Source organism: Actinomadura viridis (assembly GCF_015751755.1).
Taxonomy (GTDB): Bacteria; Actinomycetota; Actinomycetes; order Streptosporangiales; family Streptosporangiaceae; genus Spirillospora; species Spirillospora viridis.
This window is the reverse complement of the sequence record NZ_JADOUA010000001.1, coordinates 5452467-5479360: the sequence shown is the minus strand read 5'-3', so window position 1 is coordinate 5479360 and position 26894 is coordinate 5452467. Positions and strand designations below refer to the sequence as shown.

Sequence of the window (26894 nt, the reverse complement as noted above, 5' to 3'; positions counted from 1 at the left end):
GCCGCTATGCCTTTCCCTTTCGAGTCCTGGACGAACCGGGCCCGCCGCTCAGGGCGCCATGTTGAATCTGTTCAGCAGGATCTGCAGCAGCTCCTCGATGACCACGTCGAGGGTGGCGTCGACCCAGCCCACCGACCAGTCGTGCATGAGGCCGTTGACGGCCCCGATGAACGCGGCGGCGGCGACGTGGTAGTCGCCAGGGGGGATCTCGCCGCGTTCCACCGCCTCGGCGGCCTGGCCGCACAGGAAGTCGATCCAGCGGGCGCGGCGCTCCAGCCGCTGGCGGTCCAGGCGGGGGCTGACGCCGATGACCTCGACGTAGGCGATGCGGGCGTGGCGGGGATCGGCGGTCGCGCCGGCGGCGTAGGCGCGGAACAGCCTGCTGTGCCGGTCGATGAGGCTCAGGCCCTCGGTCTCGGGCAGGGCCGCCAGGACGGCGCGCTGGGTGGTGTCGTTGACGTACAGGTGCAGCTCGGCGAGCAGGTCCTCCAGGTTGCGGAACTCCTCGTAGAACTGGCGGGTGGACAGGCCGGCGGCCTTGCACACGTCGGTGAGCCTCGTGGCGCGGTAACCGGGCCCGGCGCCGAACAGGTCCAGCCCGGCCTCGAAGAAACGCCAGCGGCGGTCGGCCTGCCGCTCGGCCGCCGCCTTGCCCGCGTACCGGCCCGCCGCCGGTGTGATCCTGCCCGCCAATGCACCCCCTTGGTGATGCAGGGGATTTTCCCCCATCGGGTCTTGTGGTGAACGCCCGTCCTACCTACTATTCAGTAACCACAATCTGAAAATCCCAATGTTCAGATTGTGCCGCGCCCCCGGCACCGCGTTCCGGGGGCCGGTCCGGCCGTGTGCTCCGCCTCCCGTCCCCCCCACCCCCACTGGAGAAGCGCCATGCACGTCTCGACCCTTGCCCGTCGCCGCGGACGCCTGCTCGGCATCGCCGCGGCGGCCGTCCTGGCCGCCGGCACCGCCGTCGCCGTCCCGGCGTCCGCGGCCCCCGCGGCGCCCGCCGCGAACGCGCTGCGGGAGGTGATGCTCGTCGGCAACAACTGGGAGGGCACCGCCGACGTCATCAAGTCCACCGGCGACTTCGCCAAGATCGGCCGGATCAACCTCATCCCCGACAAGGACGAGCGGCTCCGCGAGATCTACCTCGACCCCATCCGGCTGGCCTTCTTCCTGGGCATCCGGGAGACCGTCGGCGAGGGCCACGACCAGTACGTCGACGACATGTACACCAACCCCGACGGCTCGGCCATCGTGGTCTCCCGTCCCAGCTTCGCCGACGTCGCCTCCATCGACACCGCCACCGGCCGGCTCAAGTGGCGGTTCCCGGTCTCGGGCTACCGCTCCGACCACATGGCCGTCTCGCCCGACGGCAGCCGCGTGGCGGTCTCGGCCTCCACCGGCAACACCGTCCACGTCCTCGACATCAACACCGGACGGCAGGTCGGCTCGTTCAAGACCGGCGACAAGCCCCACGAGAACGTCTTCACCCAGAACGGCAAGTACATCTGGAACATGTCGATCGGCGAGGTCAACAACGACTTCGACGCCCCCTGGCAGGACTTCCTCAAGGGCGACCGCAAGATCACCATCGCCGACGCCGCGACGTTCAAGCAGGTCAAGGTCATCGACATGCGCCAGCGGCTGGACGCCTTCGGCCGCAAGGACTTCTCCGACTCGGTACGCCCGGTGGCCTTCACCCCCGACGAGTCCAAGCTCTACTTCCAGGTGTCGTTCTTCAACGGGTTCTTCGAGTACGACGTCGCCACCGACAAGATCACCCGCGAGAAGGTGCTGCCGAAGAACCCCGGCACCAGCGACGACCGCACCACGTTCGTCAACGACTCCCGCCACCACGGCATGTCCATGAACCCCTCCGGCACCAAGCTGTGCATCGCCGGGACCATGGACGACTACGCCACCGTCGTCGACCGCGCGAGCCTCCAGCAGGGTCCGCTGGTGACGGCCTCCAAGCCCTACTGGGCCACCGTCAGCGGCGACGGCAAGGCGTGCGTGATCTCCGAGAGCGGCGCCGACCAGGTCACCGCCATCGACTTCGCCACCGGCCAGAAGATCACCTCGATCCCGGTCGGCGACCACCCCCAGCGGGTCCGCGTCGCGCACCTGCCCGCCGGCTGGACCGGCCCCGGCAACGGCTGACCGTACCCGGGCCGGAGAACCAGGACGGACGCCCCCACCCGTCCGTCGACTTGCGGCGAGTTGTCGCCTCGGACGCCCCCCAAGGCAGCAACTCGCCGCAAGTCACGTGAGCTTCGTTGGCCTCGCGGTGTTCTCGAGCGGGGGGCGACCCCCGCACCCCCGGCAAGTGCTACCTGAGAGGTGCCCTCCACTCCGCTAGCGCTCCGTTCCGGACACCTCTCGGTGTTCTTGAGCGGGGGGCGACCCCCGCACCCCCGGCAAGTGCTACCTGAGAGGTGTCCTCCACTCCGCTAGCGCTCCGTTCCGGACACCTCTCAGGTATCCACGAACGACTGCGGGACGATCACTCGCAGGGCGTTGCCGAGCAGGCGGATGGTCATCGGGGTACGGCCCCTGATCTCGCCGTCCACGTCCACCCGCAGCGGTGGATCGGTCTCGATGCGGACCTCGTCGGTGGTGAGGAAGGCGTCCTCGTCCAGGGTGCGCCACTGGCCCGTGAGCACGTGCCGGGCGGTCGCCGAGGCCAGCCGCAGCCGCCGCCGGTCGCCCAGCCGGTAGACGGCCAGCAGGCGGTCGTCGGGGCTGGCGTCGCGGGCGATCCGCTGGCCGTTGTGGTGCGCGCCGTTGGCCACGTTCAGCTGGTGGGTGGCCATCTCGTAGGTGTCGTCGCCGATCCGGATGGTGGCCTCGAACGCCTTGTGCCGGGGCAGCAGCCGGGCGGCGGTCAGCGCGTACGCGGCGCGGCCGATGACCCGCTTCAGGTCGTGCGGGACGCTCTCGGCCACGTGCACCGACAGCCCGATGCTGACCATGTTGGCGAAGATGTGCTTCCCGGCCTGCCCGGCGTCGCCGTCGGGCGTCCCCTCGAACCAGCCGACGTCGACGTCGGCGACCTTGCCGTCCCGCAGGACGCCGACCGCCCCGGGAAGGTCGACCGGAAGCTCCAGGCTGCGCGCGAAGTTGTTGGTGGTGCCCAGCGGGAGCACCCCGAGCGCGATGTCGCGGTGGGCCAGATGGCCGACCGCCTCGGCGATGGTGCCGTCGCCGCCGCCGACCACGACGAGGTCGGGCTCCAGCGCCAGGACCTCCTCGAACAGCTCGCCCAGCCGCCCGGGGTCGGTGACGGGGAAGACGCGGGCGAAGTCGAGTCCGGCCTCGCGCAGCAGGTCACGGGCGGTGTCGTACAGGCGGCGGCCCCGCCGGGAGCGGACGTTGACCACCAGGACCGCGCGTCCCGTCCCCCGGATCGTGGACTGCAGCTCCTGTTTGCTCCGCATCGACCGCCCGCCTCCCTCCACGGCACCCTATCCAGCGTCCCGGACCGGTCCGGCGCCAGGTGTTTTATTTTCCGTTACCGCGCGTTGAACGGACCTCGAACCTGGGGATATTCCCGATGGTGGCGACCGGGATGTCCGAGGCGTGGAACATGTGGCTGCGTGGTCTGTTCGGGGCGGGATTCATCGCGGGAATGGCGGGAGCCTGCGCGTCCATCGCGCCGGGCGGCCCCGCCCCCGCCGCGGCGCCCGGCGCCGACGACGGGGCGGCCGTGGTGGCCGAGCGCTCGCCCGGCCCGCGGCTGCTCGACCTGACCGTCCGCTCACCGGTCCTGGCCGGGACCGCCGACGTCCGCCTGCTGCTCCCGCCCGGCTGGTCACGGGACGCGGGCCGCACCTGGCCCGTGCTGTACCTGCTGCACGGCGGCGGCGCCGACCACACGGCCTGGACGGCCAACACCGCCGTCGAACGGATCGCCGGGCAGCACGGCGTCCTCGTCGTCATGCCGGACGGCGGGGCCTGCGGCAACTACTCGGACTGGTGGAATCGCGGCCGCGGCGGACCCCCCAGATGGGAGACCTTTCATCTGGCCGAACTGCGCCAGATCCTGGAACGCGGATATGGCGCCGGAACCGAACGCGCCATCGCGGGCGCCGGAATGGGCGGGACGGGGGCGCTGGCCTACGCGGCCCGGCACCGTGGCCTGTTCCGCGCGGCGGCCTCGTTCAGCGGGGCCCTCAACACCCTGCACCACGACCCGGGGCGCCTGGACGGGCCCGACCTGATCGAGCTCGGCGTCGCGGTCGGGGCCCCCGCCGCCACCTGGACCGACCTGTGGGGCCGCCCCGACGAGCAGCGCATGGTGTGGCGCCACCACAACCCCTACGACCTGGCCGACCGGCTGGCCGGGACGCGGCTGCACGTCAGCTCCGGCGACGGGACGCCCGGCCCGTACGACCGGCATGCCGGAGCCGGCGCGGGCCGCGGTCCGGGCCCGGGACGCGGGCCCGATGCGGTGGAGGCGCTCGCGCACCGCGTGGCGCTCCAGTTCACCGGAAAGCTGAAGAGGCTGGGCATCCCGGTGTCGTCGCACTTCTACCAGGGCACCCACACCTGGCCCTACTGGGACCGCGAGCTGCACGCCGTGCTGCCCCTCCTCCTGGCCGAGATCACCTGAACCGGCGGGAACGGGGCCGTCCCTGAGCCGGCCGTCCCGGCGGATAGGCTCCGGGCGTGACTGAAACACGTTCTATTTCCGGTCCGCGGTCCGATGACGAGGTGCCGGCGTTCTGGCGGGCGCTCGGGCTGCCCGGCCTCGTCGACGTCCACGTCCACTTCATGCCGCCCCGCCTCATGTCGCGGGTGTGGGAGTACTTCGACTCCGCGGGGCCGCTGGTCGGGCATGACTGGCCGATCCGCTACAAGGACCCGGAGGAGGACCGGATCGGCTACCTGCGCGGCCTCGGCGTCCGCGCGTTCACCTCGCTGGCCTACCCGCACAAGGCCGGCATGGCCGAGTCGCTCAACGAGTGGACGGCCGGGTTCGCCGCGCGGGTCCCCGAGTGCGTGCCCACCGCGACGTTCTTCCCCGAGCCGGAGGCGGCCGGCTACGTCCGCCGCGCCATCGACCACGGCACCCGGCTGTTCAAGGTGCATCTGCAGGTCGGCGGCTTCGATCCGCGCGTCCCCGAGCTGGACCCGGTGTGGGGGCTGCTCGCCGAGGCCGGGGTGCCGGCCCTCGTCCACGCCGGGTCGGGACCGGTCGCCAACGGGTTCACCGGGCCCGGCCCGTTCGGCGAGGTACTGGCCCGGCACCCGCGGCTCACCGCGATCGTCGCCCACATGGGCGCCCCGGAGTTCGCGGGGTTCTTCGCGCTGGCCGACCGGTACGAGCGGGTGCACCTCGACACCACGATGGCGTTCACCGACTTCGCCGGGGGCCTCGGCGAGTTCCCGCCCGGACTGCTGCCCCGCCTGCGCGACCTCGGGCTCGCGGGCCGGATCCTGCTCGGCACCGACTTCCCCAACATCCCCTACGAGTACGCCCACCAGCTCGAGTCCCTGGCCCGGCTGGACCTGGGCGAGGAATGGCTCCGCGCCGTCTGCTGGCACGCCCCCGTCGAACTGCTCGGCCTCACGCCCCCGCTGAGCTGAGCCACCGGCCCCGGGACCGGCGTCTCAGTGGCCGCAGGAGCCGCTGCCGATGTGCTCGTGCGGCCCGGCCCGGCCGTTCCCGACATGCCGGGGGCCGTGCGGGTCCTCGCAGTGGAACCCCTCCTCCACGTGGTCGACCTCGAGGGTCGTGTGCGTGATGCCGTACGACGACCGCAGCAGTTCCTGCAGGTCGCGGCGGACCGCGTGGCAGTCGCCCGCCTCCTCCACCAGGACGTGGGCCGACAGCGCCGGGTAGCCGGAGCCGACCTCCCAGACGTGCAGGTCGTGCACCTCCTCCACGCAGGGACGCTCCGCCAGCCGCGTGCCCAGCTCGGCCGGGTCGAGACCGGCCGGTGCGGCCTCCATGAGGACCCGCCCGGCGTCGCGCAGCAGGACGTACCCGGCCTTGACCATGAGCGCCGCCACCACCAGCGAGGCGATCGCGTCCGCCCGCGCGAACCCGGTCGTCCAGATCACCAGGCCGGCGACCGCGGTGGAGATGAACGCGTACAGGTCGTTGAGAAGGTGCTGGAACGCCCCCTCGACGTTCAGGCTGCGCCGGTCGGCCCTGCTCACCAGCCAGGTCGCCACGACGTTGACCACGATCCCGGCCAGCGAGGTCCACAGCACCAGCCGGCCCGCCACCTCGGGCGGATCGATCAGCCGCCCGGCGCCCTCGTAGACGAAGAACGCGGCGAGCAGGATCAGCGTCAGGCCGTTCAGCTGCGCCGACAGGATCTCGGTCCGGCGCAGCCCGTAGGTGTAGCCGCCCCGGGCCGGGCGCGCCGCGATCCGCATCGCGATCAGCGCGAGGGCGAGCGCGAACGCGTCGGTCATCATGTGCGCGGCGTCGGAGAGCAGCGCCAGGGACCGCGCCGCCAGCCCGATGATCACCTCGCCGGCCATGAACGCGAGGATCAGCGCCAGCGCCCCGGCCAGATGGCGCCGGTCGGCCTGGGGCGAGATCCCGTGGCCGTGCCCGTGCCCGTGCCCGTGGCCGTGCCCGTGGCCTTGTCCATGGACGGATGTGGGGGTGCGGCCACGGCTCCGGGGGCGACTCACCGCTCCGCCGGTCCGGCGCCGCCCAGGACCGTTCCCCCGCCGTACCACGCCGCCCCGAGCGGACGCGACAAGATCTGCGCCACCCCACACTTCTAGCAGAAGATCGGTGAAGACCCGTGAAAGGGGGAGTCGCCTCCTGGCCTGCCCGGGACCGGCCCCGCCGGCCCCGCGTGGCGGGCGGCGCGGTCACAGGTTGCGTTCGGCCCACTCCTTCAGGTCGCGGCGCTCGACGGCGGCGGCCATCAGATCCGGGAAGGCGTCCGGGGTGCAGGCGAACGCCGGGACGCCCAGGGCGGCCAGGGCGGCGGCGTTCTCGTGGTCGTGGGCGGGGGCGCCCTCGTCCGAGAGCGCCAGCAGGACGATCACCTGCACCCCCGCGGCGGTCAGCGCCGCGACGCGCTGGAGCATCTCCGCGCGGAGGCCGCCCTCGTACAGGTCGCTGATGAGCACGAGCATCGTCCGGTTGGGCCGGGTGACCAGCCCCTGGCAGTAGGCGAGGGCGCGGTTGATGTCGGTGCCGCCCCCGAGCTGCGTGCCGAACAGCAGCTCGACGGGGTCGTGCAGCCGGTCGGTGAGGTCCACCACCGCGGTGTCGAACACGACCAGGGAGGTGCGCAGCGACCGGATCGAGGCCAGGACGGCGCCGAAGACGCCCGCGTACACCACCGAGGCCGCCATCGAACCGCTCTGGTCGACGCACAGCACCACGTCGCGCTCGACGGCCCGCGTACGCCGGCCGTACCCGATCAGGCGTTCGGGGACGAGGGTGCGCTGCTCGGGCAGGTAGTGGCGCAGGTTGGCGCGGAGCGTCCGGTCCCAGTCGACGTCGGACGGGCGGCGGGGCCGCAGCACGCGGGCCGACCGGTCCAGCGCGCCGCCGACCGCCGAACGGGTGCGCTGGGCCAGCCGCAGCTCCAGCTCCCGGACGACCTTGCCGACCACGGCCCGCGCCGACTCCCGGGCGCGGTCGGGCATCACCTGGTTGAGGGAGAGCAGCGTGCCGACCAGGTGCACGTCGGGCTCGACCGCCTCGAGCATCTCCGGTTCGAGGAGGAGACGGGTCAGGTCGAGCCGTTCGATGGCGTCCCGCTGCATCACCTGGACCACGGTGGAGGGGAAGTAGGCGCGGATGTCGCCGAGCCACCGCGCCACGCCGGGGACCGAGTCGCCCAGGCCGCCGCCGCGGCGGCCGGAGCGCGACCGGCCGCCGCCCCCGGCGCCGTAGAGCTTCTCCAGCGCGCCGTCCATGCGCGCCTCGTCGCCCGAGAGCCGGACCCCGGTGCCCTCGGCCTCCTCGCCGCCCAGGACCAGCCGCCAGCGCTTGAGTCGGTCATCCGTGACCGGCTCGCCCGTGCCCGGCTCGCGCGGCTCCGTGCCGCCGGTGGGTGTCTCTTCGGGGTTCATGCGGGGGCCTCCCAGCCGAGGATGCGCAGGGCGGTCGCGGTGGCGGGGGCGGCGCGGACGGGGTCGGGGCCGTCGTCGTCCGGGCGGTCGCCCGGGGCGCGCGGGCCGTCCAGCCGCCGGACGCGCTCGCCGATCGTGCGGCGTTCCGCGGCGCCGTACCCGCCGAAGGCGCGGCGCAGCAGGGGGAGGACGCCGGTGAAGGCCTCGCCGGGCAGGCCCGCGATCCAGGCGTCGACCAGGCGGAGCAGGTCCTCGTCGTGGACGAGGATGAGGCCGCCTCCGGACAGGAAGCCCTCGATCCAGGCGGCGGCGCGGTCGGGGGCGGCCCCGGCCGAGACCGCGCGGGCCATCCGGTCGGCGACGCCGGGCATCCGCCCGGCGTCCAGCAGCAGCCGGGTCAGCCGCCCCTCCAGCAGGCCGTGCAGGTGCTCGCGGTCCACGACCGACGCCAGGGTGTCGCGCCACCGCCGGAGATGGGCGGGGTCGTCCAGCAGCGCCAGCGCGCCGTGCACCGCGTCGATCCGGCCGAGCGCCTCGCGGGCGGCGTCGTCGTCCAGGCCGGAGACCGCGGGCGGCAGGCCCACGCAGATCCGCACGACCAGGCCGTCCACGACGGTGCGCAGCGGCCCGGTGGCGGTCCCGCGCACGTCCCCGTACCGCAGCGCCCGGACCAGGGCGGGCAGCGCGGACATCAGATGCGCGACGTCGGTGTCCACCGCGGCCCGGTCGGCCAGGGCGCGCATCACCCCGGGCAGCGCCTCGCCCAGGTCGGCGAGCAGGCAGCGCTCGGCGACCGAGGTGAGGTCGGCCAGCGCCCCCGCGTGCGCCGCCATGGCCTCGGCGCGGGCGGTGGCCGCGCCGTGCACCGTGGTGCCCCAGGCGCTCGCCTCGATCAGCTCGACGTCGAACTCCGGCCGCCACATGAGCGTCCAGGTCTCGCGGAACGTGCCCTTGGAACGGCCGCCGTCCTCCTGCGGGACGCCCCAGTCGACGTCCAGCAGGCGGAGGCGGTGCAGCAGCCGGCTGCGCTCCAGGTCGTTGGGTCTGCGCAGGTCGAGGTCCTGCTCCCGGTCCAGGGCGGAGGGCTTGAGCCGCAGGCGGCGCTGCTGGGCCTGCAGGTCGCGTTGCAGCGGCACCATGGGGGTGCGCTCGGGGACGGAGCCGAGCCGTTCGCCGACCACCATCCGCCGCCGGATCAGTTCCAGCGGCAGCCCGGCCCCCTCGCACAGCACGGCCAGGGCGGCCTCGTCGACCTCCTCCAGGCCGGCCAGGGGACGCCCGCGCAGCGCGGCGAGCGCCTCGGCGAGCCGGACCGCCTCGATCACGTGGGCGGAGGAGACGTGCAGGTCCTCCTCGCGCAGGACGCGGGCGGCCTCGGTCAGCCACCGCTCGACGGGGCGGTCGGGCGCCTTGAACAGGTGGTGGTACCAGCCGGGGGAGCGCACGCCCGCGCCGTAACCGGAGTCGCCGGCCAGCCGCCCGTGCGTCCAGGGCACCCACGTCATCGCGACCTTGGCCTTGGGCAGCCCGCGCAGGATCTGGTCGTCGCGGGCCGCCGGGACCTTCCGCAGCAGCGCCGGCACGTGCCAGGCCCCGCAGATCACCGCGACCCGCTCGTGGCCCTCCTTGAGGGCGCGGCGCAGCGTCCGCCGCATGTGCGCCTCGCGGCGCTCCTCGCGCCGCAGGTAGCCCGGCGGCAGGCCGGTCAGGTCCTCGCCGGGCGCGGTGAGCCGTTCGCGCAGCTCGGTCATCGCCTCGGCGATCGCGGGGAACGGGGACGGGCCGTCGTGGCGGTGCTCGACGACGTCGTCCCACCAGCGTTCGGCGTCGTCGTAGCCGGCGGCCCTGGCCAGCCAGCCGAGCGGGTCGAGACGGATGGCGCGTTCGGCCGGCTCGTGGCCGCGATCACCGGGCCCCGCGGGCTCGCCGGGCGCCGCGGGTTCGGCAGGCTCGCCGGGGTCGCCGGGCGCCGCAGGCTCGCCGGGGTCGGCGTCGGGGTCGCCGGTGTCCTGGACGAGCTGGTGCCCGGCGGGAAGGTCGCAGAAGCGGACCGGCACGCCGGCGCCGAGGGCGTAGCGGATGGCCTGCCATTCGGGGCTGAACTCGGCGAACGGCCAGAACGCGGCCTGCCGTTCCGTGCCGCCGGACGCGCCGCCCGAGCCGCCCGAGGCGCCCCCGGCGGGCGCCCGGCCCGGGGCGTACGCGAGCAGCGCGACCGGCGGCACCATCTCCGGGTCGCCGGCGAGCGCGACGATGGGATCGGCCTCCGGCGGGCCCTCGACCAGCACGGCGTCGGGCGTGAAGTCCTCCAGCGCCCGCCGTACGGCCCGCGCGGACCCCGGCCCGTGGTGGCGGACCCCGAAGACCTCGACGCGGGCCCGCCCGCCGCGGTCGCCGCGCCCGTCCCCGGCCGGCGGGCCGGGGGTCACCGGGGCCCTCCGCACGGGCGGGAGCGGATCACGAGACCTCCCGGCAGGCACGGTAGAAGTCGCCCCACCCCGGACGCTCGCGCACGACCGCCTCCAGGTACTCCTGCCAGGCCACGCGGTCGGAGACCGGGTCCTGCACCACGGCGCCGACGATGCCGCCGGCCACGTCGGCGGCGCGCAGCACCCCGTCGCCGAAGTGCGCGGCCAGCGCCAGCCCGCTGGTGATCACGGAGATGGCCTCGGCGGTGCTGAGCGTCCCGCCGGGGGACTTGAGCCGGGTGCGGCCGTCGGCGGTCACGCCGCCCCGCAGCTCCCGGAAGACGGTGACGACCCGGCGGATCTCCTCCAGCCCGGCCGGGGTCTCCGGCAGCTCCAGCGCGGAGCCGATCTGGCCGACCCGCCGGGCGACGATGTCGACCTCGTCCTCGGCCGACTCCGGGAGCGGCAGCACCACCGTGTTGAACCGCCGGCGCAGCGCGCTGGACAGCTCGTTCACCCCGCGGTCGCGGTCGTTGGCGGTGGCGATGACGGTGAACCCCTTGACGGCCTGGACCTCGGTGTTCAGCTCGGGCACCGGCAGGGTCTTCTCCGACAGGATGGTGATCAGGGTGTCCTGGACGTCGCCGGGCATGCGGGTGAGCTCCTCGATCCGGGCCACCGAGCCCCGCCGCATCGCCCGCATCACAGGGCTCTCCACCAGGGCCCGCTCGGACGGGCCCTCGGCGAGCAGGCGGGCGTAGTTCCACCCGTACCGGACCGCCTCCTCCGGCGTCCCGGCGGTGCCCTGCACAAGCAGCGTGGAGTCGCCGCTGACGGCCGCCGCGAGATGCTCCGCAACCCAGGTCTTGGCGGTGCCGGGCACCCCGAGCAGCAGCAGCGCCCGGTCGGTGGCCAGCGTCGCCACCGCGACCTCCATCAGGCGCCGCTGCCCCACGTACTTCGGCGTGATCACCGATCCGCCGGGCAGCTCGCCGCCCAACAGGTAGGTGGTGACGGCCCAGGGCGACAGCCGCCAGCCGGGCGGGCGCGGACGGTCGTCGTGCTCGGCCAGGCGGGCCAGCTCGTCGGCGTACTGCTGCTCGGCGTGGGGCCGCAGAACGGCGTCGGTCGTCACTGGGCGAGCTCCTTCAGCATCTCGTGACGGAAACGCAGGGTGTCGATCAGCTCGGCGCGGGCCCGGCCCGCCGCCGCCTCCGCGGCGGTGCCACCGGTGCCCGTCCCGGCCTGCGGCTCCAGCGCGGCCACCGCGTCCGGCGACAGGCGCCGCTCGGCGAGCCGGCACAGCTGGATGAACGTGTGCTCGTGCCAGCGCGAGGAACGCTCCGCGGCCAGCCCGATCGTGGCGACCACCGCGTCCGCCAGCTCGCCCGTCCACGGCCCGGGAACCCGGTCGAGCACCCCCAGCAGGTCGCGCGGGCCCTCGACCCAGCCGATCAGGTCGGCGGCGCGGGCGTCGCGCTCGTTCCCGGGCAGCACCGCCAGCAGGTCGGCCAGCGCCTCGGGCTCGTCGACGACCACGCCGCCCTTCAGCAGCGCCCTGGCCCAGGCGGCGTCGCGCTGGCGCAGGGCGGCGCGGGCCCAGCCGATGTGCACGTCCCGCGCGCCGCGCCGGTCGGCGTCGGCCCCGGCCCCGGCCGCGCCGTCGCCGGCCTCGGCGCCGCCGCCCACCGGCAGGCAGACGATCTCCAGCGGCGGCAGGCCGAACAGCTCGGTCCAGGTGGCCAGCGGGGTACGGGCCAGGATCTCGCGCAGCCAGGCCGCCCTGGTGCCCACCGGCCCGCCCGCCCGCCGCCCGGGCGCGAACGATCCGGTCGGGTGGAACGGGACGCCGTCCCTGGCCAGGTCCTCGTCGTGGACGCGCGGCGGTACCACCATGATCCAGGTCTGCCGCCGCTCCCGTACCGTGCGGGTCTCGGGCCGCAGGCAGCCGCGGGCGCGCACCGCCATCCGCCGCCCGTACGCCGAGCCGGGCAGCCGGGCCAGCAGGTCGGAGGCGAGCTGCCGGACGTCCTTGCCGCGGTCCTCCAGCGCCTCCTCCAGGAACTCCTCGTCCGCGGCCGACAGCCCGCGCTCGAACGTGGCCAGGTACGCGGCGCGGTCGGGCGCCGGCTCCCGCGACCAGGTCTCCCGCAGCGCCGCCCGCGCCGCCGCCGGGTCGGTGCCGCGCAGCCGGGTCAGGTGGGCGACCCGCTGCTGCCGCGTCCCGGTCTCCCACACGTCCGTGCCGCCGCCCGGGTCCTCCCCGGCCCCGACCAGGTAGGCCCAGTCGGTGTTCTGCAGGGCCAGCCAGACCCCGCGCCGCCCGGCCGCGGCGGCGATGGCCGGACGCAGGACGCGGTCGGTGCGGCCCTTCTCCAGCAGCTCGGGAAGCAGCCGCGAGGGCACCCGGTAGCCGTGGCGGGCGGCGGCCTCCAGCCATTCCGGCAGCACCCGTATCTGCTCGCCGCCGAGGATGCGGGCCAGCCGCCGGCCCGCCGCGGGCGGCACGGCCGGGACCTCCTCCTGCGGGGCGGGCGCGACCGGCTCGGCGCCGGCCTGCGGCCTGCGCCCCGCCCGCCGCCGCACCGCCAGGACGGCCGCCTGGTCCAGCAGCCGCCCCGCCGGGTCGCCGCCCTCCGCGGGCGCCTCCGGCAGCGCGGGCACCGGCCGCCGTTCCGTGCCCAGCAGCGCCGCGGTGACGTGCTCGCTCCACAGGCTCACAGGATCACGACCCCCTCGTCCGCGGCCCAGGCGGCCAGCGGCAGCATCCCGCGCGGCGACCACTCCCCGGCGAACGTGACCGGGGCGCCGCCCGACACCGCCAGCAGCCGCCACGGGTCGGCGGGCAGCAGCGCCAGGGCGTCGCCCGCCTCGTCGACGATCCGCGGATCGCCGGAACGCGAGAGACGCACCCCGCGCAGCACCGCGGGCCAGCGGTCCAGCCACGGATCGCGGGCCAGCGCCGCCGCGTGGCCGTCCAGGAACTCCGCGATGGACCGGCCCTCGGGCGCCGCCGCGGCCGCCGCGCCGTGCCGTTCGAGGACCAGGGCCCGCAGCGGCTGCGCCCCCGGGTAGAAGGCCAGCTCGGCGTCGATCTCCGTGCCCACCAGCAGCGAGGAGTCCAGGGGACGTCCGGGCGCGGCGAACGACAGCACCAGCGCGGGCCGCCGCGTCCGGCGCCCGAGCAGCCACACCCTCCTGGTGGTGAGCTGGTCCTGGGCGACGTCCCGGGCCCCTGTCACGCACCACAGGTCCCGCACCCGTTCACCCTTCCGGACGACCTCGTCCTGCGGGACCGTGAAGCCGATCCGGGAGCGCACCGTCGCGCGCATCGCCTCCGGCAGTTCCTCGCGCCGGTCGTAGGCCCGGACGAGCAGGCGCAGCAGGGCGTACTCCTCCAGCAGCCGGTCCGGCCAGCCGGGCCGCCGCGGGATCCCCGCCAGCCCCCTGATCTGCCCGGCCAGGGTGCCCGCCTGCGCGTCCACCAGCCGCCGGGCCGCGTCGTCCCAGAGCCCGTAGGGGGCCTTCTCCGCCTGCGCGAGGCCGTGCGTCACCTGGTCGCGCAACCACTGGTCGAGCTCGGCCAGCCCGCCGCCGACCCGCTGCTCGCGCCGTTCGGCGGTCTTGGGGTCCCGCGCCGTCCCGGCCCCCGGCCGCCCGTGCTCCCGCGCCGTCCCCTCCCGCGCCGTTTCCGCCCGGGCCCGGCGCCGCTCGATCCACTCGGCGGCCCAGGGCGGCCGTGCCCCGCCTTCGGCGGCCCCCTCACTCCACAGCAGGAGCAGGCCGAGGGCGTGCTTGCAGGGCACCTTGCGGCTCGGGCACGTGCAGCGGAACGCGGGCCCGGACAGATCGACCGACGTGCGGTAGGTGCTCGCGCCGCCGCCCTCGCACTCGCCCCAGACGGCGTCGGCGTCGTGGCCCGTGCCGCTCCACTTCGCGGGCCGGGCGACGTCACCCGCCGCCTTGGCCGACGCCGCGTCCGGCGCCAGCCCGAGCACCTGCTCCCGATCCCACCGATCGCTCACACTCTCGAAACTATCCGTGAGGTACGACATTCACCGCCGTTCGCGCCGGCCCCTCCGGAAAGACGGAGCCAAGGACGGAGCATGCACGCACCGGCCGTGCACGTACGCGCCACACGCATGCGCCACCCCTATGCGCCACCCGTACGCGGCGGTGCCGTCAGAGGCCGGGCGGGGTGGGCAGATCGGGCAGGGCCGCCGCGTCGGGGGTCAGCAGGAGCCCGCCGGTGAGCAGGGCGCCCAGGGCCACGGCGGCGAAGAGGGCGACCCAGGCCAGGCCGGGCACGCCGGTGAGGTGGGCCAGCTGGTCGGCGTCGGAGCTGGGGGCCATGTGCCGGGCCCGCATGCGCTGGAGCTCGGCCACCGGGCGGGCGGCGGCGAACAGCAGGAAGAAGGCCGCCAGGTAGGCGAAACCGGCCTGGATCTTTGCGCCGCCGAACCAGGAGACCCCGAAGATGATCGCTCCGGTGGCCACGATGGACAGCACCCCGTAGGCGTTCCGGATCATGATCAGCATCGCGGCCAGCAGGGCCAGCGAGAACCACAGCATGAGCGTGATCCGGCCGTCCGCCAGCAGCACGGCGAACAGCAGGCCCAGCAGCGGCGGGGTGAGGTACCCCGCCATCGCGGTGAAGATCATTCCGGGGCCGTGCGGCTTGCCGCGCGAGACGGTGACGCCCGAGGTGTCGGAGTGGAGCTTGATGCCGTCCAGCTTCCGGCCGGTGGCCAGGGCGATCAGCGCGTGCCCGCCCTCGTGCGCGATCGTCACGACGTTGCGCGCCACCCGCCACGTCGGGCCGTGCAGGACGGCGCCCAGCGCGACCAGCCCGACCAGGATCACCAGCCACCAGGGCGGATCAGGCTGAGTCCCCGTCACCCGGTCCCACAGATCGGCGATGCTTACCGTCTCCACGTCCACCTCGAATGTCCTCGTCGCGCGCGGTGCCCCAGATTAGGACGTCCGGCATAACGTTCGCGTTCGGTTCTTTTCGCGTGGCATGGCCGATCTCCTGTGGTGCGCGTCACTTCCCCGCGGCACGGTGCCCTGGACGGTCGGCGGCTGCGGTGTCGGCGTCGGTGTCGGCGGCGTCAGCGGCGGCGGGAGGACGGGCCCGGGGCCGCCGGGACCGTCACACTGATCTCGCCGCCCAGCCGCGCGCCCAGGTCGAGCTCCAGGTCGTCCCCGCTCCAGAAGCGCCCCGGGTCGAACCAGTTCGGGCGGCGCCCCGCGGGCAGCAGGCCCATGGACTGGTAGGTCACGGCGACGATCTCGGCGCAGAACGCGGTCTCCAGGTTCATGTCCCGTTCGGCGGGACGCCGGAACGGGACCCGCCCCCGCAGCCACCGGGACGCCATCCGCGAGGTGGAGGGGAACGGCGTGCCGTCCAGCCGTGCCACCGCCTTCAGCGCCGCGTTCTCCATCTCCCGGCCGGCGGGCGGGTCCAGCTGCCGCAGCCAGGCGCGCTGCCCGTACCGCGTCCCCCACGCCACCACGGCGTCGCGCAGGTCGTGCAACTGGGCGCCCCGGTGGTGGCTGCCGGTCCACATGTCGCGCAGCGAGCGGCCCAGCTCGGCGTGCCACATCAGCGGGGGCAGATCGTCGATCACGATGGACATGCCGACGTGGTTGACCGGGCTGTTGGTGGTCATCTGGATCGCGCGGTCGGCCACCGTCCGGCCGCGGAACAGCCACACGTCGCCGGTACGGGTCAGGTCGACGGCCTCGTCCAGGCCGATGCTGGTGCCGGTCATGATCGCTACCCTAGGCGGATGCGGTGGTGGAAGGTGCTGGGAGTGGCGGGGTTCGTCGGAGTCGCGGCGACCGGGGCGGTGATCGCGCGGGCCGAGCGGCGCCGGCGCGCCTACTCCCCGGACGAGATCAGGGAACGCCTGCACCGGCGTCTCGCCGAGGCGTCCGAGGCGCCCGAGACCTCCGGCCCCTCCTGAGGCGCCTCTCCGCGAGGGGTCAGCGAGGGGGCCCGCCGGGAAACCGGGCGGTGCGGGGATTTCCCGGCCTGTTCACCGAACGGGCCGTTCAAATCGGGAGATAGCGCCCCGCGTGCTTAATCGTTCTGCCAAGTCCGCGTCAGGCGGTAATGGGGCTGCCTAATGTCTGGTCCGCATCAGCAGGCGGACCGGGGGGAACGGACGGCGATGCGGGACGAGCATGGGGCGGGGCCGGGCCCGCGCGGCGCGCGGGCGGGCTATCGGGATCTTGTCAGGCTGGCGTACTTCGTCCTTCCGGGGACGGGCAGCCGCGTCTACCGGCTGGCCATGGCCCGCAGGATCGTCGAGGTGACCGGGGCGCGCGGCGGCCACGCGCGGCGCCGGACCCGCGTGCTGCGCCGCGCCATGCGCCCGTCCCGCCGATGGCGGATCGGGCTCGGGCCCTGGCTGCGGGCCGCGCCGCCGCGGCTGCCCGACCCGGCGGCGACCACGGCGCTGGCGGCCCTGGAACCCCCGGTGCGGGTGGCCTGCGTGCTGCTGTCGGTGGCGCGGACGCCCCGGTACGCGGTGCGCGACCAGCTGGTCGCGCTGGGCGTGCGCGACCCCTGGCCGGTGATCGAGGCGGCCGGCGCGGCGGCGGACCGGGTGTTCCCGGGCGATCCGCAACGGCCGGGCACCGACCCGTTCGGCCCGGTGCGGCGGCCGGTCCGCCACCGCCCGCCGGTGCCGGCCGGGGTCGCGTTCGTCCTCACCGCGGGCCTGCTCGGCGTGATGGTGGTGAGCGAGAGCGGGGGCCGTGCGCCCCTGGGCGGCACCTCGTCCGCCGCGGCCCGCGACGCGCGGCTGCTCTCGGCCGCGCCGGACGCCTGGCGGCGCGCCCCGCGCGGCCTGGACGTCTGGCCCGCCCGCGGTGACCTGACCGGCGACGCCGCGTTCCGGGAACGGGCGCTCCGCGCCTGGACGGCGGCCACGCGCGCCGGCGGGGCGGGGCGGGAGGGCGATCCGCAGCTGCTCTTCGCCGGCCGGGTGGACGGGCGGCCGGTCGCGTTGCTGCGCCGGGGCGACAAGGTCGGCCGCTTCACCGGCCCGGACGGCCCCCTGACGCTCTCGGCGGCGGGCACGGACGCCGAGGCCCCGATGGCTCTCGGAGGCGGCCGGTACCTCCTCGCCCCTTGGGAGAGGGCGGAGACCCTCACCGGACGCAAGGTGGCCCTACGCCACGGCGTCACCGAGCCCGTGACGCCCCGTACACCCTGCGGGAGGGGGCCGCTCTTCCACCTCAAGGGCACGGACGGGGGCCGGACGGTGGGGGAGTTCGGGGGGCCGCGCCCCGTCACGGTCACCTACCGGCCGCCCTCCTCCAAGTACGCGTCCGCCGGACACGAGTCCGGCCCCGGGGCGCGGGACGCGTCCAGGCCGCCCACCGAGCTGAAGATCGACGGCCTGCGCGTCTGGGATCGCGTGGCCTGCCTCACCCCGATCCCCGCGCGTCCCGTGGCCGCGGCGACGGCGTGGGAGTTCTGGTCGGGCGTGCTGCCCAAGGGCGGGGGCCGTGCCCAGTGGGTGTGCGCCGGCATGGCCTTCGCCGGTGGGGGGACCGCCGCGCAGGGAACGCTGCTGGACAAGGACAAGGCGCACGACACCGGCTGGTGCGACGACCGGCGCCCGGCCGGCGGCACCTGGTGGCGGTCGGCCCGCGGGGACTGGTACTACCTGGCCGCCGCCGCCCGCGGCCTCGTCCCGCGGGCGGAGGGGCCGCTGCGCCGGAGCAAGGTCAGCGAGCGCCTCCTGACCGCCGTCCCGGCCGGCCCGGCGGACCGCCGCCCCGCGGGACCGGTGACCGTCAGCACGCGCCCCGCCTGACCGGCGGAGCCGGGCGGGGCGGTCAGTCGGCGCTTACCGTGGTCGTGCACACTGAGGGCATACCGAATATGGTTCAGCCGGTGGTGCGAGACTCGGCGAAAGGGGCTGGGATGGGCAAGGGGCCGTTGGCCGGAGTACGGGTGGTCGAGCTGGCCGGGATCGGCCCGGGGCCGTTCGCGGCGATGCTGCTGGCCGACCTGGGCGCCGACGTCATCCGGGTGGACCGCGTGTCCGCCGTGAAGGCGGGCGCCGCCGCCGGTGGCACCGACTTCAGCAATCGCGGCAAGCGCTCGATCGCCGTCGACCTGAAGAGCGAGCGCGGCAGGGAGGTCGTGCTCGGGCTGGTGGAGCGGTCGGACGTCCTGCTGGAGGGATTCCGGCCGGGGGTGACCGAACGCCTCGGCCTGGGCCCGGACGACTGCCTGGCCCGCAACCCCAGGCTGGTGTACGGCCGGATGACGGGGTGGGGGCAGGAGGGCGCGCTGGCGCGCAGTGCCGGGCACGACATCGGCTACATCGCCGTCACCGGTGCGCTGCACGCGATCGGGCGGGCGGGCGGCCCGCCGCAGGTGCCGCTCAACCTGCTGGGCGACTTCGCCGGGGGCAGCATGTACCTGGTGGTCGGCGTGCTGTCGGCGCTGCTGGAGTCCAAGACCAGCGGGCGGGGCCAGGTGGTGGACGCCGCGATCGTGGACGGCACCGCCCACCTGTCCACGTTCATCCACGCGATGATGGCCGGCGGGCTGTGGCAGGACCGGCGCGGGAGCAACATGCTCGACACCGGCGCCCCCTGGTACGACGTGTACGAGACCGCCGACGGCCGGCACATGGCGGTCGGCGCGATCGAGCCGCAGTTCTACGCCGAGTTCGTGCGCCTGCTCGGCCTGGAGGGAGAGGAGGGGCTGCCGGGCCAGCACGACCGGGAGCGCTGGCCTGAGCTGCGCGAGCGGATCGCCGCCGTGTTCAGGACCCGGACCCGGGACGAGTGGGCGAAGGTCTTCCTGCCCAGCGACGCCTGCGTGGCGCCGGTGCTCTCCCTCAAGGAGGCCGCCGAGCACCCCTACAACACCGAGCGGGACGTCTTCCTGGAACGGGACGGCCACCGCCAGCCCGCCCCGGCGCCGCGCTTCTCGCGCACCGACGCCGAGACCGATGGGGTGCCCGCACTGCCGGGCGGGCAGAGCCGCGACGTGCTCACGGAGCTGGGCTTCGAGGACGTGGAGGGCCTGCTGGCCGACGGGTCGGTCGTGCAGAGCTGACCGCGCCCCGACGGACGGGGATGGCTTTGCCCGGTCCATCCCCGTCCGTGGTCTCGGGTGCGGTGAGGCGCGTCCTGATCGGTGGTCAGGCGGTGGCCTCGGTCACGGCCTCCCGCCACAGGGCGAGGGCCTCGTCGATCTGGCCGCTGTCGACGACCAGCGCCGGGATCATCCGGACGACGTTGCCGTGGGCGCCGCAGGTGAGCAGGAGCAGGCCCCGGTCGGCGGCGGCCTTGTGGGCGCGCTGGGCGGCGCCCGGGTCGGGCTCGCCGCCGGGCGTGGTGAACTCGCTGGCCTGCATCAGGCCCAGGCCGCGGACGTCGCCGACCGCGGGATGGTCGGCGGCGACCTTGCGCAGGCCGTCCTGGAGGCGCGCGCCCATCTCGGCCGCGTTCTCCACCAGGCCCTCGTCCTGGATGACGTCGAGGGTGGCCAGTGCGGCGGCGCAGGCGACGGCGTTGCCGCCGTAGGTGCCGCCCTGGGATCCGGGCCAGGCCCGTTCCATCAGCGCGGCCGGGGCGGCGATCGCCGACAGCGGGAAGCCGCTGGCCAGGCCCTTGGCGGTGATGAGGATGTCGGGCCGGACACCGGAGTGCTGGTGGCCCCAGAACCGGCCGGTGCGGCCGAAGCCGGTCTGCACCTCGTCCACGATCAGCAGGAAGCCGTGCCGGTCGGCGCGCTCGCGCAGGCCCTCCAGGAACGCCGGCGGCGCGGGGATGTACCCGCCCTCGCCGAGCACGGGCTCGACGATGAACGCCGCGATGTCCTTCGGGGCGCCCGAGGTCGCCAGCACGTAGTCCAGCTCGCGCAGCGCGAACCGGGTGGCCTCGTCCTCGCTCCACCCGTACCGGTAGGCGGTGGGGAACGGCGCGACCACGACCCCCGGCATCAGCGGGCCGAGCCCGGCGCGGAACTTGGTGCCCGCGGTGGTGAGGGCGGCGGCGCCCATGGTGCGGCCGTGGAAACCGCCCTGGAAGACCAGGATGTTCTGGCGTCCGGTGGCGTGGCGGGCCAGGCGGACCGCGGCCTCCACCGCCTCGCTGCCGCTGTTCATGTAGAACAGCGAGTCGACCCCTTCGGGCAGGACTTCGCCGAGGCGTTCGGTGAGGCGCAGCAGCGGCTCGTGCATCACGGTCGTGTACTGGCCGTGGATCAGCGTGGCGACCTGCCGCTGGGCGGCCTCCACGACCCGGGGGTGGCAGTGCCCGGTGCTGGTGACGCCGATCCCGGCGGTGAAGTCGAGATGGCGGCGGCCTGCCTTGTCGTAGAGGTACACGCCCTCTCCGCGCTCCGCCAGCACGGGGGTGGCCTGCTTGAGCACGGGGGACAGCTGAGCCATGCGACCCTCCCAGTAGGATTGTTGACAATCTGCAGGATATGCCAACACGGGACCGGTCCTGCTGTCCAGTCTCGTGAAGGCAAAGGCTGTGTGGCCCTGTGGCCGGCCCATGGACCCACGGCCCTGTGGCCGGCCCATGGCCCAGTGGACTCCCCTGGCCGTGCGGCGGGCCCGGGCCCGTGCCCGTCGCCGTTGACGGGCCGGGCGGCATCGGGAGCCGCTGAGGGCTCGTCCGGGCCTCGCTCAGGGAATACGGAGCCGCTCGATGGAGTCGGTCATGTGCTCCTCGATGAGGCGCAGCAGCCGCTCCTCCTCGCCGTCGGAGATGGCGTCGACGAGGCGGCGGTGCTCCTCGACCAGCTCCTGCGGCTCGGGATAGGTGTCCTGCAGGGCGTTCAGGCACATCCGGGTCTCCACCAGGAGCGTCTGCGCCATGCGCTCCAGGCGCGGGCTGCCCGAGGCGCTGACCAGCACCTCGTGGAACGCCTGGTCGGCGTCGCTCATGGCCACCCGGTCGCGCTGCCGGGCGGCCTCCACCAGGTGGTCCAGCGCCTCGGTGAGCCGGGCCACCGCCTCGCCCCGGTTGCGGTCCATCACCAGCGTGCACGCGGCCCGCTCGATGGCCAGCCGGGCCAGGTAGACGTCCTCCACATCGCCCTGGTCCAACGTGATCACGAACAGCCCGCGGTGCGGTTCGCTGTGCAGCAGGCCCTCCTGGACCAGGCGCTGCATGGCCTCGCGCAGCGGTCCGCGGCTGATCCCCAGGCGTCCGGCCAGCTCGGCCTCGCCCAGCTGCTCGCCGGGAGCCAGCGAGCCGTACATGATCGCCGACCGTAGCTCGTCGTAGACGATCTCGACGGTGGACTTGCGGGGGACGGGTTCAAGCTCACCCAATCGGCCCATATCGAGGGCCCCTCTCTCAAGTTGTGCGCGGAGTCGCACCCGGCTCGGCGCCGCCGGAGGCCGCACCGGAGACCGCCGTGACCTCGGCGGTGAGGGTCGCGGTGAACGCCCCGGCCAGCGCGGTGGCGCCCGCCGTGGCGAACAGCGCGCCCAGCCCGGGACGGGGACGCAGCACGTCGGCGGCCCCGTCGCCGGTCGCCGCCGCGAGCCGCAGCCCCTCCCAGACGCTCACCTGGTTGGCGGTGAGGACGGGCTTGCCGAGCCGGTCCTCCAGGTCGTCCAGCCAGGCCACGGTGTGGAGGGCGGTGTCGGGGACCAGGACGGCCTCGGCCTCCGGATGGTCGTTGGCCGCGACGAACTCCAGGACCTCCTCGCGCCCCAGCGTGCCGACCTCGGCCGCGGTGATGATGCCGCGGCACGACAGCGCCACGACGTCGATGCCGGCCTTGCCGAGGAAGCCGGTGAAGTGCCCGGCCACGTCCGACGGGTAGGTCGCCGCGACGGCGACCCGGCGCAGGCCGAGGTGGCGGGCCGCGTGGACGAACGCGAACGAGGTGCTCGACGAGGGCGCCCCCGCGGCCTCGCACACCCCCGCCACCTGGGTGGCCGCGCCGTCCCAGCCGAAGACGAAACTGCCGCTGGTGCAGGCCCAGACCGCGGCGCGCACCTCCAGCTCCCGCAGCTTGCGGGCGCCCTCGGACAGCACGTCGGCGCCGCCCACGTCCAGCAGGGCGTCCACCCGGTGGGCGTCCTCCCGCATGAGCGTGTGCACCACCGGCAGGCGAACGTCACCGAGGATCCGTTCGATCACCGGATAGTCGTCCTCGGCGCTGTAGCCGGGGTACAGGAATCCGACGCTCGCCACCATCCGACCTCCGATCCGGGTGCTCTTGCAGATTGTTGACAAATTTACCACTGCTTTGCTCGGGTCCCCGGGCCGTGCCCAGGGACCGCCGGGCGTCGCGAGCGGCGGTTCAGGCCGCGGTCGCGCTGGTGAGCTGCACCAGCCACTGGCCCTCGCCGGCCGCCCGGCAGCCCATGGCCCGCAGCGCGGAGCACATGGTCACCTGGTTGGCGGTGAGGACGGGCTTGCCGATCATCCGTTCCAGCGGAGCGATGATGTCGTAGGTCGGGACGTTGGTGCAGCTGATGAAGACGGCCTCGGCCTCGTCGCGGTCGACCGCCGAGACGGCGTTCACCACCTCGCCGTAGCCCACCTTCCAGATGTGGTTGAGCAGGCCCATCCCGACCGACGACACCACCCCGATGCCGTGCGAGCCGAGGAAGGTCACGAGCCGGTCGGTGACGCTGTCGATGTAGGGCGTCACCACCGCGATGCGGCTGATGCCCAGCAGCGCCAGCGACTCCACCAGGGCGCCCGAGCTGGTCGTGGCCGAGGGCGCGCCCGCGTTCACCATCACCTGCTGGAGCTCGCGCTCGCCCTGCGCGCCCCGGATGAAGCTGCCGGACGCGCAGGCGTAGGCCACCGCCAGCGGTTCGGGCGCCAGCACGTCCCGGGTGGCCTGGCGGACGATCGAGTGGTCCGACAGCGCGGAGGCCATCTCCACCGTCACCGGGACCGGCACGTACGGCAGCCGTGTCATGAACAGCGATACGTCGTCGGGCGTCCAGCGCCACAGCTCCCGGTCGAGCGCGAAGTCGAACGGGGCCACCACGCCGATGCCGTGCTGGGCGGTCAGCTCGGGGCCGACGATCAGCTGAGGGTCGAATGCCATTCCCCCGCCGCCGCTCAGCCGTCGTGCCGTCGGTACACCAGGCGCTCGCCCACGCCGCCCGAGCGCCACACGTCGTTGCACGCCTCGGCCATCCGGTCGAGCCCGTCCACGATCGTGGCGTAGACGTTGCCGGGGACCCAGCCCACGTCCCCGTTGAGCAGCAGGTTGTTGCGCCCGTAGAAGATCGCGAGATCGATCACGCCGGGAAGCGCGTCGATGCCCTTCTCCTCCTTGAAGCCGCGGTCGAGCATCCCGCCGTGGAAGTCGAAGAAGACCACGTCGCCCGGGATCGGGGTGACCGTCGGGTTCTCCTGGCCGATGTCCTCGGTGGTGAACCGCTCGACCATGGTGTAGACCTCGTTGCGCGCGTACTTGGCGTGGTACGCGTCCCCGCCGAGCGGCAGCGACCGCCAGACCGCGTCGCAGGTGCGGGGCGCGTCCTTTTCGAGCAGTTCCGCGACGCAGGAGACGCCGCGGCGCTCCAACGTGATGGTCATGAGCTTGGGCATGCCGGCCTCCCCGGGCACAGGGGTGGCGACTCGTCGCTCACCCGAGAGGACTCTTCCGATTAGAGCGCCTTGGGATCCGCCCTGGCCTGTGGAACGGTTGCGACGGTCTTGCAGCACGTGATCAATGCGGCTACCTGGCGTTTTCTCGCCGTCTTCGGCGCCGCGCTGATTGTTGACAATCCTACGAAGGCTTCCTAGCGTGTCAATGCCCCCACGCGTTGCGTTCTAGTTAAATGAGTGACCCCAGAGAGTGAGGCCCATGGGGACGTCGCCGTCCACTTCCGGCGGACCGCCAGTGATCGTGGTACTTCAGGGCGACGACCGGCCGCCGGGCATGACCCCGGTCGAACGGATCGCCGACGTACGATATGTCACCGAGCGCGACCTGGGCAAACAGCTGCCTGACGCGGACATCCTGTTCATGTACGACTTCTGGTCGGAGGCGCTCGCGCGCGCCTGGCCGGAGGCGGGAGGCCCCGGCTGGGTGCACATCGCCAGCGCCGGCGTGGACCGCCTGCTGTTCCCCGCCCTGGTCGAGGGTGACACCATCGTCACCAACTCGCGAGGGGTCTTCGACGGGCCGATCGCCGAGTACGTCCTCGGGCTGGTGCTGGCCTTCGCCAAGGACCTGCCCGCCACGCTGCGGCTCCAGGCCGAGGGCGCCTGGCGGCACCGCGAGACCGAACGCGTGGCCGGCACCCGCGCGCTGGTCGTCGGCACCGGGCCGATCGGCCGGGCGATCGGCCGGACGCTGGCGGCGGCCGGGCTGCGGGTGGGCGGGATCGGCCGCACGGCCCGGTCCGGGGATCCCGACCTGGGCGAGGTGCTGTCCGACGACCGGCTGCACGAGGCGCTGGGCGAGGCCGACTGGGTGGTGCTGGCCGCCCCGCTCACCGACCGGACCCGTGGCATGATCGACCGCGTCGCGCTCGACCGGATGCGGCCCGGCGCCCGGCTGATCAACGTCGGCCGCGGGCCGCTGGTGGTGGAGGACGACCTGGTCGCGGCGCTGCGCGCGGGCCGGATCGCGGGGGCCGCGCTGGACGTCTTCGTGGACGAGCCGCTGCCCGCGCCCTCGCCGCTGTGGGGGCTGCCGAACGTGATCGTCTCCCCGCACATGTCGGGTGACGTGGTCGGCTGGCGGGACGAACTGGTCCGGCTCTTCGCCGACAATCTCGACCGCCGGCTGAGCGGCCGGCCGCTGCGCAACGTCGTCGACAAGCGGCTGGGCTACGTCCGCTCGGGCGACCCGGCCTCCTCGTCCTGAACGGCCCCGCCCGGCCGGGACCGGCCCGGCCGGGCGCCCGGCGCTTCCACCTCTCCTTCCCGACCCTCCCTTCCCACACCAGGGGGTACCGATGACCGGCACCGCGACGGCGGACCTGACCGCGACCGAGCTGCTGGCCGCCTACCGAGCCGGGACGCTGTCCCCGGTCGAGGCCACCGAGGCCGTGCTGGAACGGATCGACCGGCTCGATCCCCGGCTGAACGCCTTCTGCCTGGTCGAACCCGAATGGGCGCTGTCGGCCGCGCGGGCCTCGGCCGCACGGTGGCTGCGCGGCGAGCCGATGGGGCTGCTCGACGGCGTCCCCGTCTCGATCAAGGACGTGCTGCTCACCCGGGGCCGCCCCACGCTGCGCGGGTCACGTTCGATCGGTCCCGACCAGGAGTGGCCGGACGACGCGCCCTCGGTCGCCCGCCTGTACGAGCACGGCGCGGTGCCGGTCGGCAAGACCACCACCCCCGAGTTCGCCTGGAAGGGCGTCACCGACTCGCCGCTCACCGGGATCACCCGCAACCCGTGGGACACCTCCCGTACGCCCGGCGGCTCCAGCGGCGGCGCCGCGGCGGCCGTGGCGGCCGGGATGGCGCCGCTGGCCCTGGGCACCGACGGCGGCGGCTCGGTGCGCATCCCCGCCTCGTTCACCGGCACCTTCGCGCTCAAGCCCACCTACGGCCGGATCCCGCACTTCCCGGCCAGCCCGTTCGGCACCCTGGCCCACGTCGGCCCGATGACCCGGACCGTGGCGGACGCGATGCTGCTGATGGACGTGGTCACCGGGTTCGACAGCCGGGACTGGTCGGCGCTCGCGCCGCCGGCGGCGCCCTTCGCGCCGCCCTGGGCGCGGACCGGGGCGCCGGGCGAGCCCCCCGACCTCGGCGGCCTGCGGGTGGCCTACAGCCCCGCCCTCGGGTTCGCCACGGTGGATCCGGAGATCGCCGCGCTGACCGCCGCGGCGGTCGAGGTGTTCACGGAGCTGGGCGCCAAGGTCGAGCAGGTCGATCCCGGGTTCGGCGACCCCGTCGAGGAGTTCGAGGTGCTGTGGTTCGCCGGCGCCGCCAAGGTGACCGAGCACCTGACCGAACGGCAGCGCGCCGAGCTGGACCCGGGGCTGCGGGAGGTCTGCGAGCAGGGCTCCCGCTACTCGGCGGGCGAGTACCTCGACGCCACCGCCCGCCGGATGGAACTGGGCCGGATCATGGGCGGCTTCCACGAGCGGTACGACCTGCTGCTCACGCCGACGATGCCGATCGCGGCGTTCGAGGCGGGGGTCGAGTCGCCGCCGGACGGGCCGCCCGCGCGGTGGACGTCCTGGACGCCGTTCACCTACCCGTTCAACATGACCCAGCAGCCGGCGGCCAGCGTGCCCTGCGGCTTCACCGCCGGCGGCCTGCCGGTGGGGCTGCAGGTGGTCGGCCCCCGCCATGCCGACGCGCTGGTCCTGAACGCCTGCCTGGCCTTCGAGCGGGCCCGCCCCTGGTACGAGCACCGGCCGCCCTCTTCGTAACCGGCCGTTGCGCGGGAGAGCCACGGTGTCTAGTGTCCCAAACAAGCACATGCTTGGGCTG

At 74.4% G+C, this 26894-nt stretch carries 23 protein-coding genes; 8 read left to right on the top strand and 15 right to left on the bottom strand.

The window, feature by feature from the left end; all coding sequences use genetic code 11:
• Positions 1 to 48: 48 nt before the first annotated feature.
• Positions 49 to 693 (bottom strand): TetR/AcrR family transcriptional regulator, encoded by a 645-nt coding sequence (locus IW256_RS24885; RefSeq protein WP_197013274.1) that lies wholly within the window; start codon positions 691 to 693, stop codon positions 49 to 51.
• A 195-nt stretch (positions 694 to 888) separates the two neighbouring features.
• On the opposite strand from IW256_RS24885, the gene IW256_RS24880 reads away from it, so the two are divergent.
• Positions 889 to 2163, top strand: a complete 1275-nt coding sequence (locus IW256_RS24880; RefSeq protein WP_197013273.1) for a YncE family protein — start codon at positions 889 to 891, stop codon at positions 2161 to 2163.
• A gap of 314 nt (positions 2164 to 2477) precedes the next feature.
• Here IW256_RS24880 and IW256_RS24875 read toward each other — a convergent pair whose 3' ends face one another.
• Complete coding sequence (locus IW256_RS24875; protein ID WP_197013272.1) at positions 2478 to 3440, bottom strand: diacylglycerol/lipid kinase family protein; 963 nt, start codon at positions 3438 to 3440, stop codon at positions 2478 to 2480.
• Positions 3441 to 3556: 116 nt separating this feature from the next.
• Between IW256_RS24875 and IW256_RS24870 the strand changes: the two genes are divergently transcribed.
• Positions 3557 to 4615 (top strand): alpha/beta hydrolase, encoded by a 1059-nt coding sequence (locus IW256_RS24870; RefSeq protein WP_197013271.1) that lies wholly within the window; start codon positions 3557 to 3559, stop codon positions 4613 to 4615.
• Between the two features lie 101 nt (positions 4616 to 4716).
• Positions 4717 to 5592, top strand: coding sequence for an amidohydrolase family protein (locus IW256_RS24865; RefSeq protein ID WP_307829040.1), 876 nt, complete (start codon positions 4717 to 4719; stop codon positions 5590 to 5592).
• A 24-nt stretch (positions 5593 to 5616) separates the two neighbouring features.
• Here the strand turns inward: IW256_RS24865 and IW256_RS24860 are convergent, their stop codons facing one another.
• The 8 genes from IW256_RS24860 to IW256_RS24825 form a co-directional block, all read right to left on the bottom strand.
• Positions 5617 to 6654: a cation diffusion facilitator family transporter gene (locus tag IW256_RS24860; RefSeq protein ID WP_197013270.1), complete on the bottom strand. Its 1038-nt coding sequence runs from the start codon at positions 6652 to 6654 to the stop codon at positions 5617 to 5619.
• A gap of 186 nt (positions 6655 to 6840) precedes the next feature.
• Positions 6841 to 8058, bottom strand: a complete 1218-nt coding sequence (locus tag IW256_RS24855) for a VWA domain-containing protein (RefSeq protein ID WP_197013269.1) — start codon at positions 8056 to 8058, stop codon at positions 6841 to 6843.
• Positions 8055 to 10487: a DUF5682 family protein gene (locus IW256_RS24850; RefSeq protein WP_197013268.1), complete on the bottom strand. Its 2433-nt coding sequence runs from the start codon at positions 10485 to 10487 to the stop codon at positions 8055 to 8057. Before IW256_RS24850 ends, IW256_RS24855 begins: the two co-directional genes overlap by 4 nt.
• Before the next feature lie 28 nt (positions 10488 to 10515).
• The gene (locus tag IW256_RS24845; RefSeq protein ID WP_197013267.1) at positions 10516 to 11601 is read right to left on the bottom strand and encodes an ATP-binding protein; all 1086 of its coding nucleotides are present in this window, start codon (positions 11599 to 11601) and stop codon (positions 10516 to 10518) included.
• Positions 11598 to 13187 (bottom strand): DUF5691 domain-containing protein, encoded by a 1590-nt coding sequence (locus IW256_RS24840; protein ID WP_197013266.1) that lies wholly within the window; start codon positions 13185 to 13187, stop codon positions 11598 to 11600. The genes IW256_RS24845 and IW256_RS24840 overlap by 4 nt, the downstream gene beginning before the upstream one ends.
• Positions 13184 to 14491, bottom strand: a complete 1308-nt coding sequence (locus tag IW256_RS24835; protein ID WP_307829039.1) for an SWIM zinc finger family protein — start codon at positions 14489 to 14491, stop codon at positions 13184 to 13186. The genes IW256_RS24840 and IW256_RS24835 overlap by 4 nt, the downstream gene beginning before the upstream one ends.
• A 157-nt stretch (positions 14492 to 14648) precedes the next feature.
• Positions 14649 to 15401: a M50 family metallopeptidase gene (locus tag IW256_RS24830; protein WP_420535421.1), complete on the bottom strand. Its 753-nt coding sequence runs from the start codon at positions 15399 to 15401 to the stop codon at positions 14649 to 14651.
• A 176-nt stretch (positions 15402 to 15577) separates the two neighbouring features.
• Positions 15578 to 16240, bottom strand: a complete 663-nt coding sequence (locus IW256_RS24825) for a hypothetical protein (protein ID WP_197013263.1) — start codon at positions 16238 to 16240, stop codon at positions 15578 to 15580.
• A gap of 18 nt (positions 16241 to 16258) precedes the next feature.
• Between IW256_RS24825 and IW256_RS24820 the strand changes: the two genes are divergently transcribed.
• From IW256_RS24820 to IW256_RS24810, 3 genes are all read left to right on the top strand, one after another.
• Entirely contained in the window at positions 16259 to 16435 is a 177-nt protein-coding gene (locus IW256_RS24820; RefSeq protein WP_197013262.1) for a hypothetical protein, read from the top strand.
• Positions 16436 to 16642: 207 nt separating this feature from the next.
• Positions 16643 to 18298 carry a hypothetical protein gene (locus IW256_RS24815; protein ID WP_197013261.1) on the top strand — a complete coding sequence of 552 codons (1656 nt, stop codon included), beginning with the start codon at positions 16643 to 16645 and terminating at the stop codon, positions 18296 to 18298.
• A gap of 110 nt (positions 18299 to 18408) precedes the next feature.
• On the top strand, positions 18409 to 19557 hold the full coding sequence (locus IW256_RS24810) for a CaiB/BaiF CoA transferase family protein (protein WP_197013260.1): 1149 nt from the start codon (positions 18409 to 18411) through the stop codon (positions 19555 to 19557).
• A gap of 85 nt (positions 19558 to 19642) precedes the next feature.
• Here the strand turns inward: IW256_RS24810 and IW256_RS24805 are convergent, their stop codons facing one another.
• From IW256_RS24805 to IW256_RS24785, 5 genes are all read right to left on the bottom strand, one after another.
• Positions 19643 to 20896 carry an aspartate aminotransferase family protein gene (locus tag IW256_RS24805; RefSeq protein ID WP_197013259.1) on the bottom strand — a complete coding sequence of 418 codons (1254 nt, stop codon included), beginning with the start codon at positions 20894 to 20896 and terminating at the stop codon, positions 19643 to 19645.
• 243 nt (positions 20897 to 21139) lie between these two features.
• Positions 21140 to 21799, bottom strand: a complete 660-nt coding sequence (locus tag IW256_RS24800) for a GntR family transcriptional regulator (protein WP_197013258.1) — start codon at positions 21797 to 21799, stop codon at positions 21140 to 21142.
• Between the two features lie 16 nt (positions 21800 to 21815).
• Positions 21816 to 22664 carry a maleate cis-trans isomerase family protein gene (locus IW256_RS24795; RefSeq protein WP_197016527.1) on the bottom strand — a complete coding sequence of 283 codons (849 nt, stop codon included), beginning with the start codon at positions 22662 to 22664 and terminating at the stop codon, positions 21816 to 21818.
• A 109-nt stretch (positions 22665 to 22773) separates the two neighbouring features.
• Positions 22774 to 23535, bottom strand: coding sequence for a maleate cis-trans isomerase family protein (locus IW256_RS24790; protein WP_197013257.1), 762 nt, complete (start codon positions 23533 to 23535; stop codon positions 22774 to 22776).
• A gap of 14 nt (positions 23536 to 23549) precedes the next feature.
• Positions 23550 to 24032, bottom strand: a complete 483-nt coding sequence (locus tag IW256_RS24785) for a DUF3830 family protein (protein ID WP_197016526.1) — start codon at positions 24030 to 24032, stop codon at positions 23550 to 23552.
• Positions 24033 to 24303: 271 nt separating this feature from the next.
• Here IW256_RS24785 and IW256_RS24780 point away from each other — a divergent pair, with 271 nt between their 5' ends.
• Together IW256_RS24780 and IW256_RS24775 are read left to right on the top strand one after the other, a co-directional pair.
• On the top strand, positions 24304 to 25311 hold the full coding sequence (locus IW256_RS24780) for a D-2-hydroxyacid dehydrogenase (RefSeq protein ID WP_197013256.1): 1008 nt from the start codon (positions 24304 to 24306) through the stop codon (positions 25309 to 25311).
• A gap of 91 nt (positions 25312 to 25402) precedes the next feature.
• Positions 25403 to 26833 (top strand): amidase, encoded by a 1431-nt coding sequence (locus IW256_RS24775; RefSeq protein ID WP_197013255.1) that lies wholly within the window; start codon positions 25403 to 25405, stop codon positions 26831 to 26833.
• The last annotated feature ends 61 nt before the right edge of the window (positions 26834 to 26894 follow it).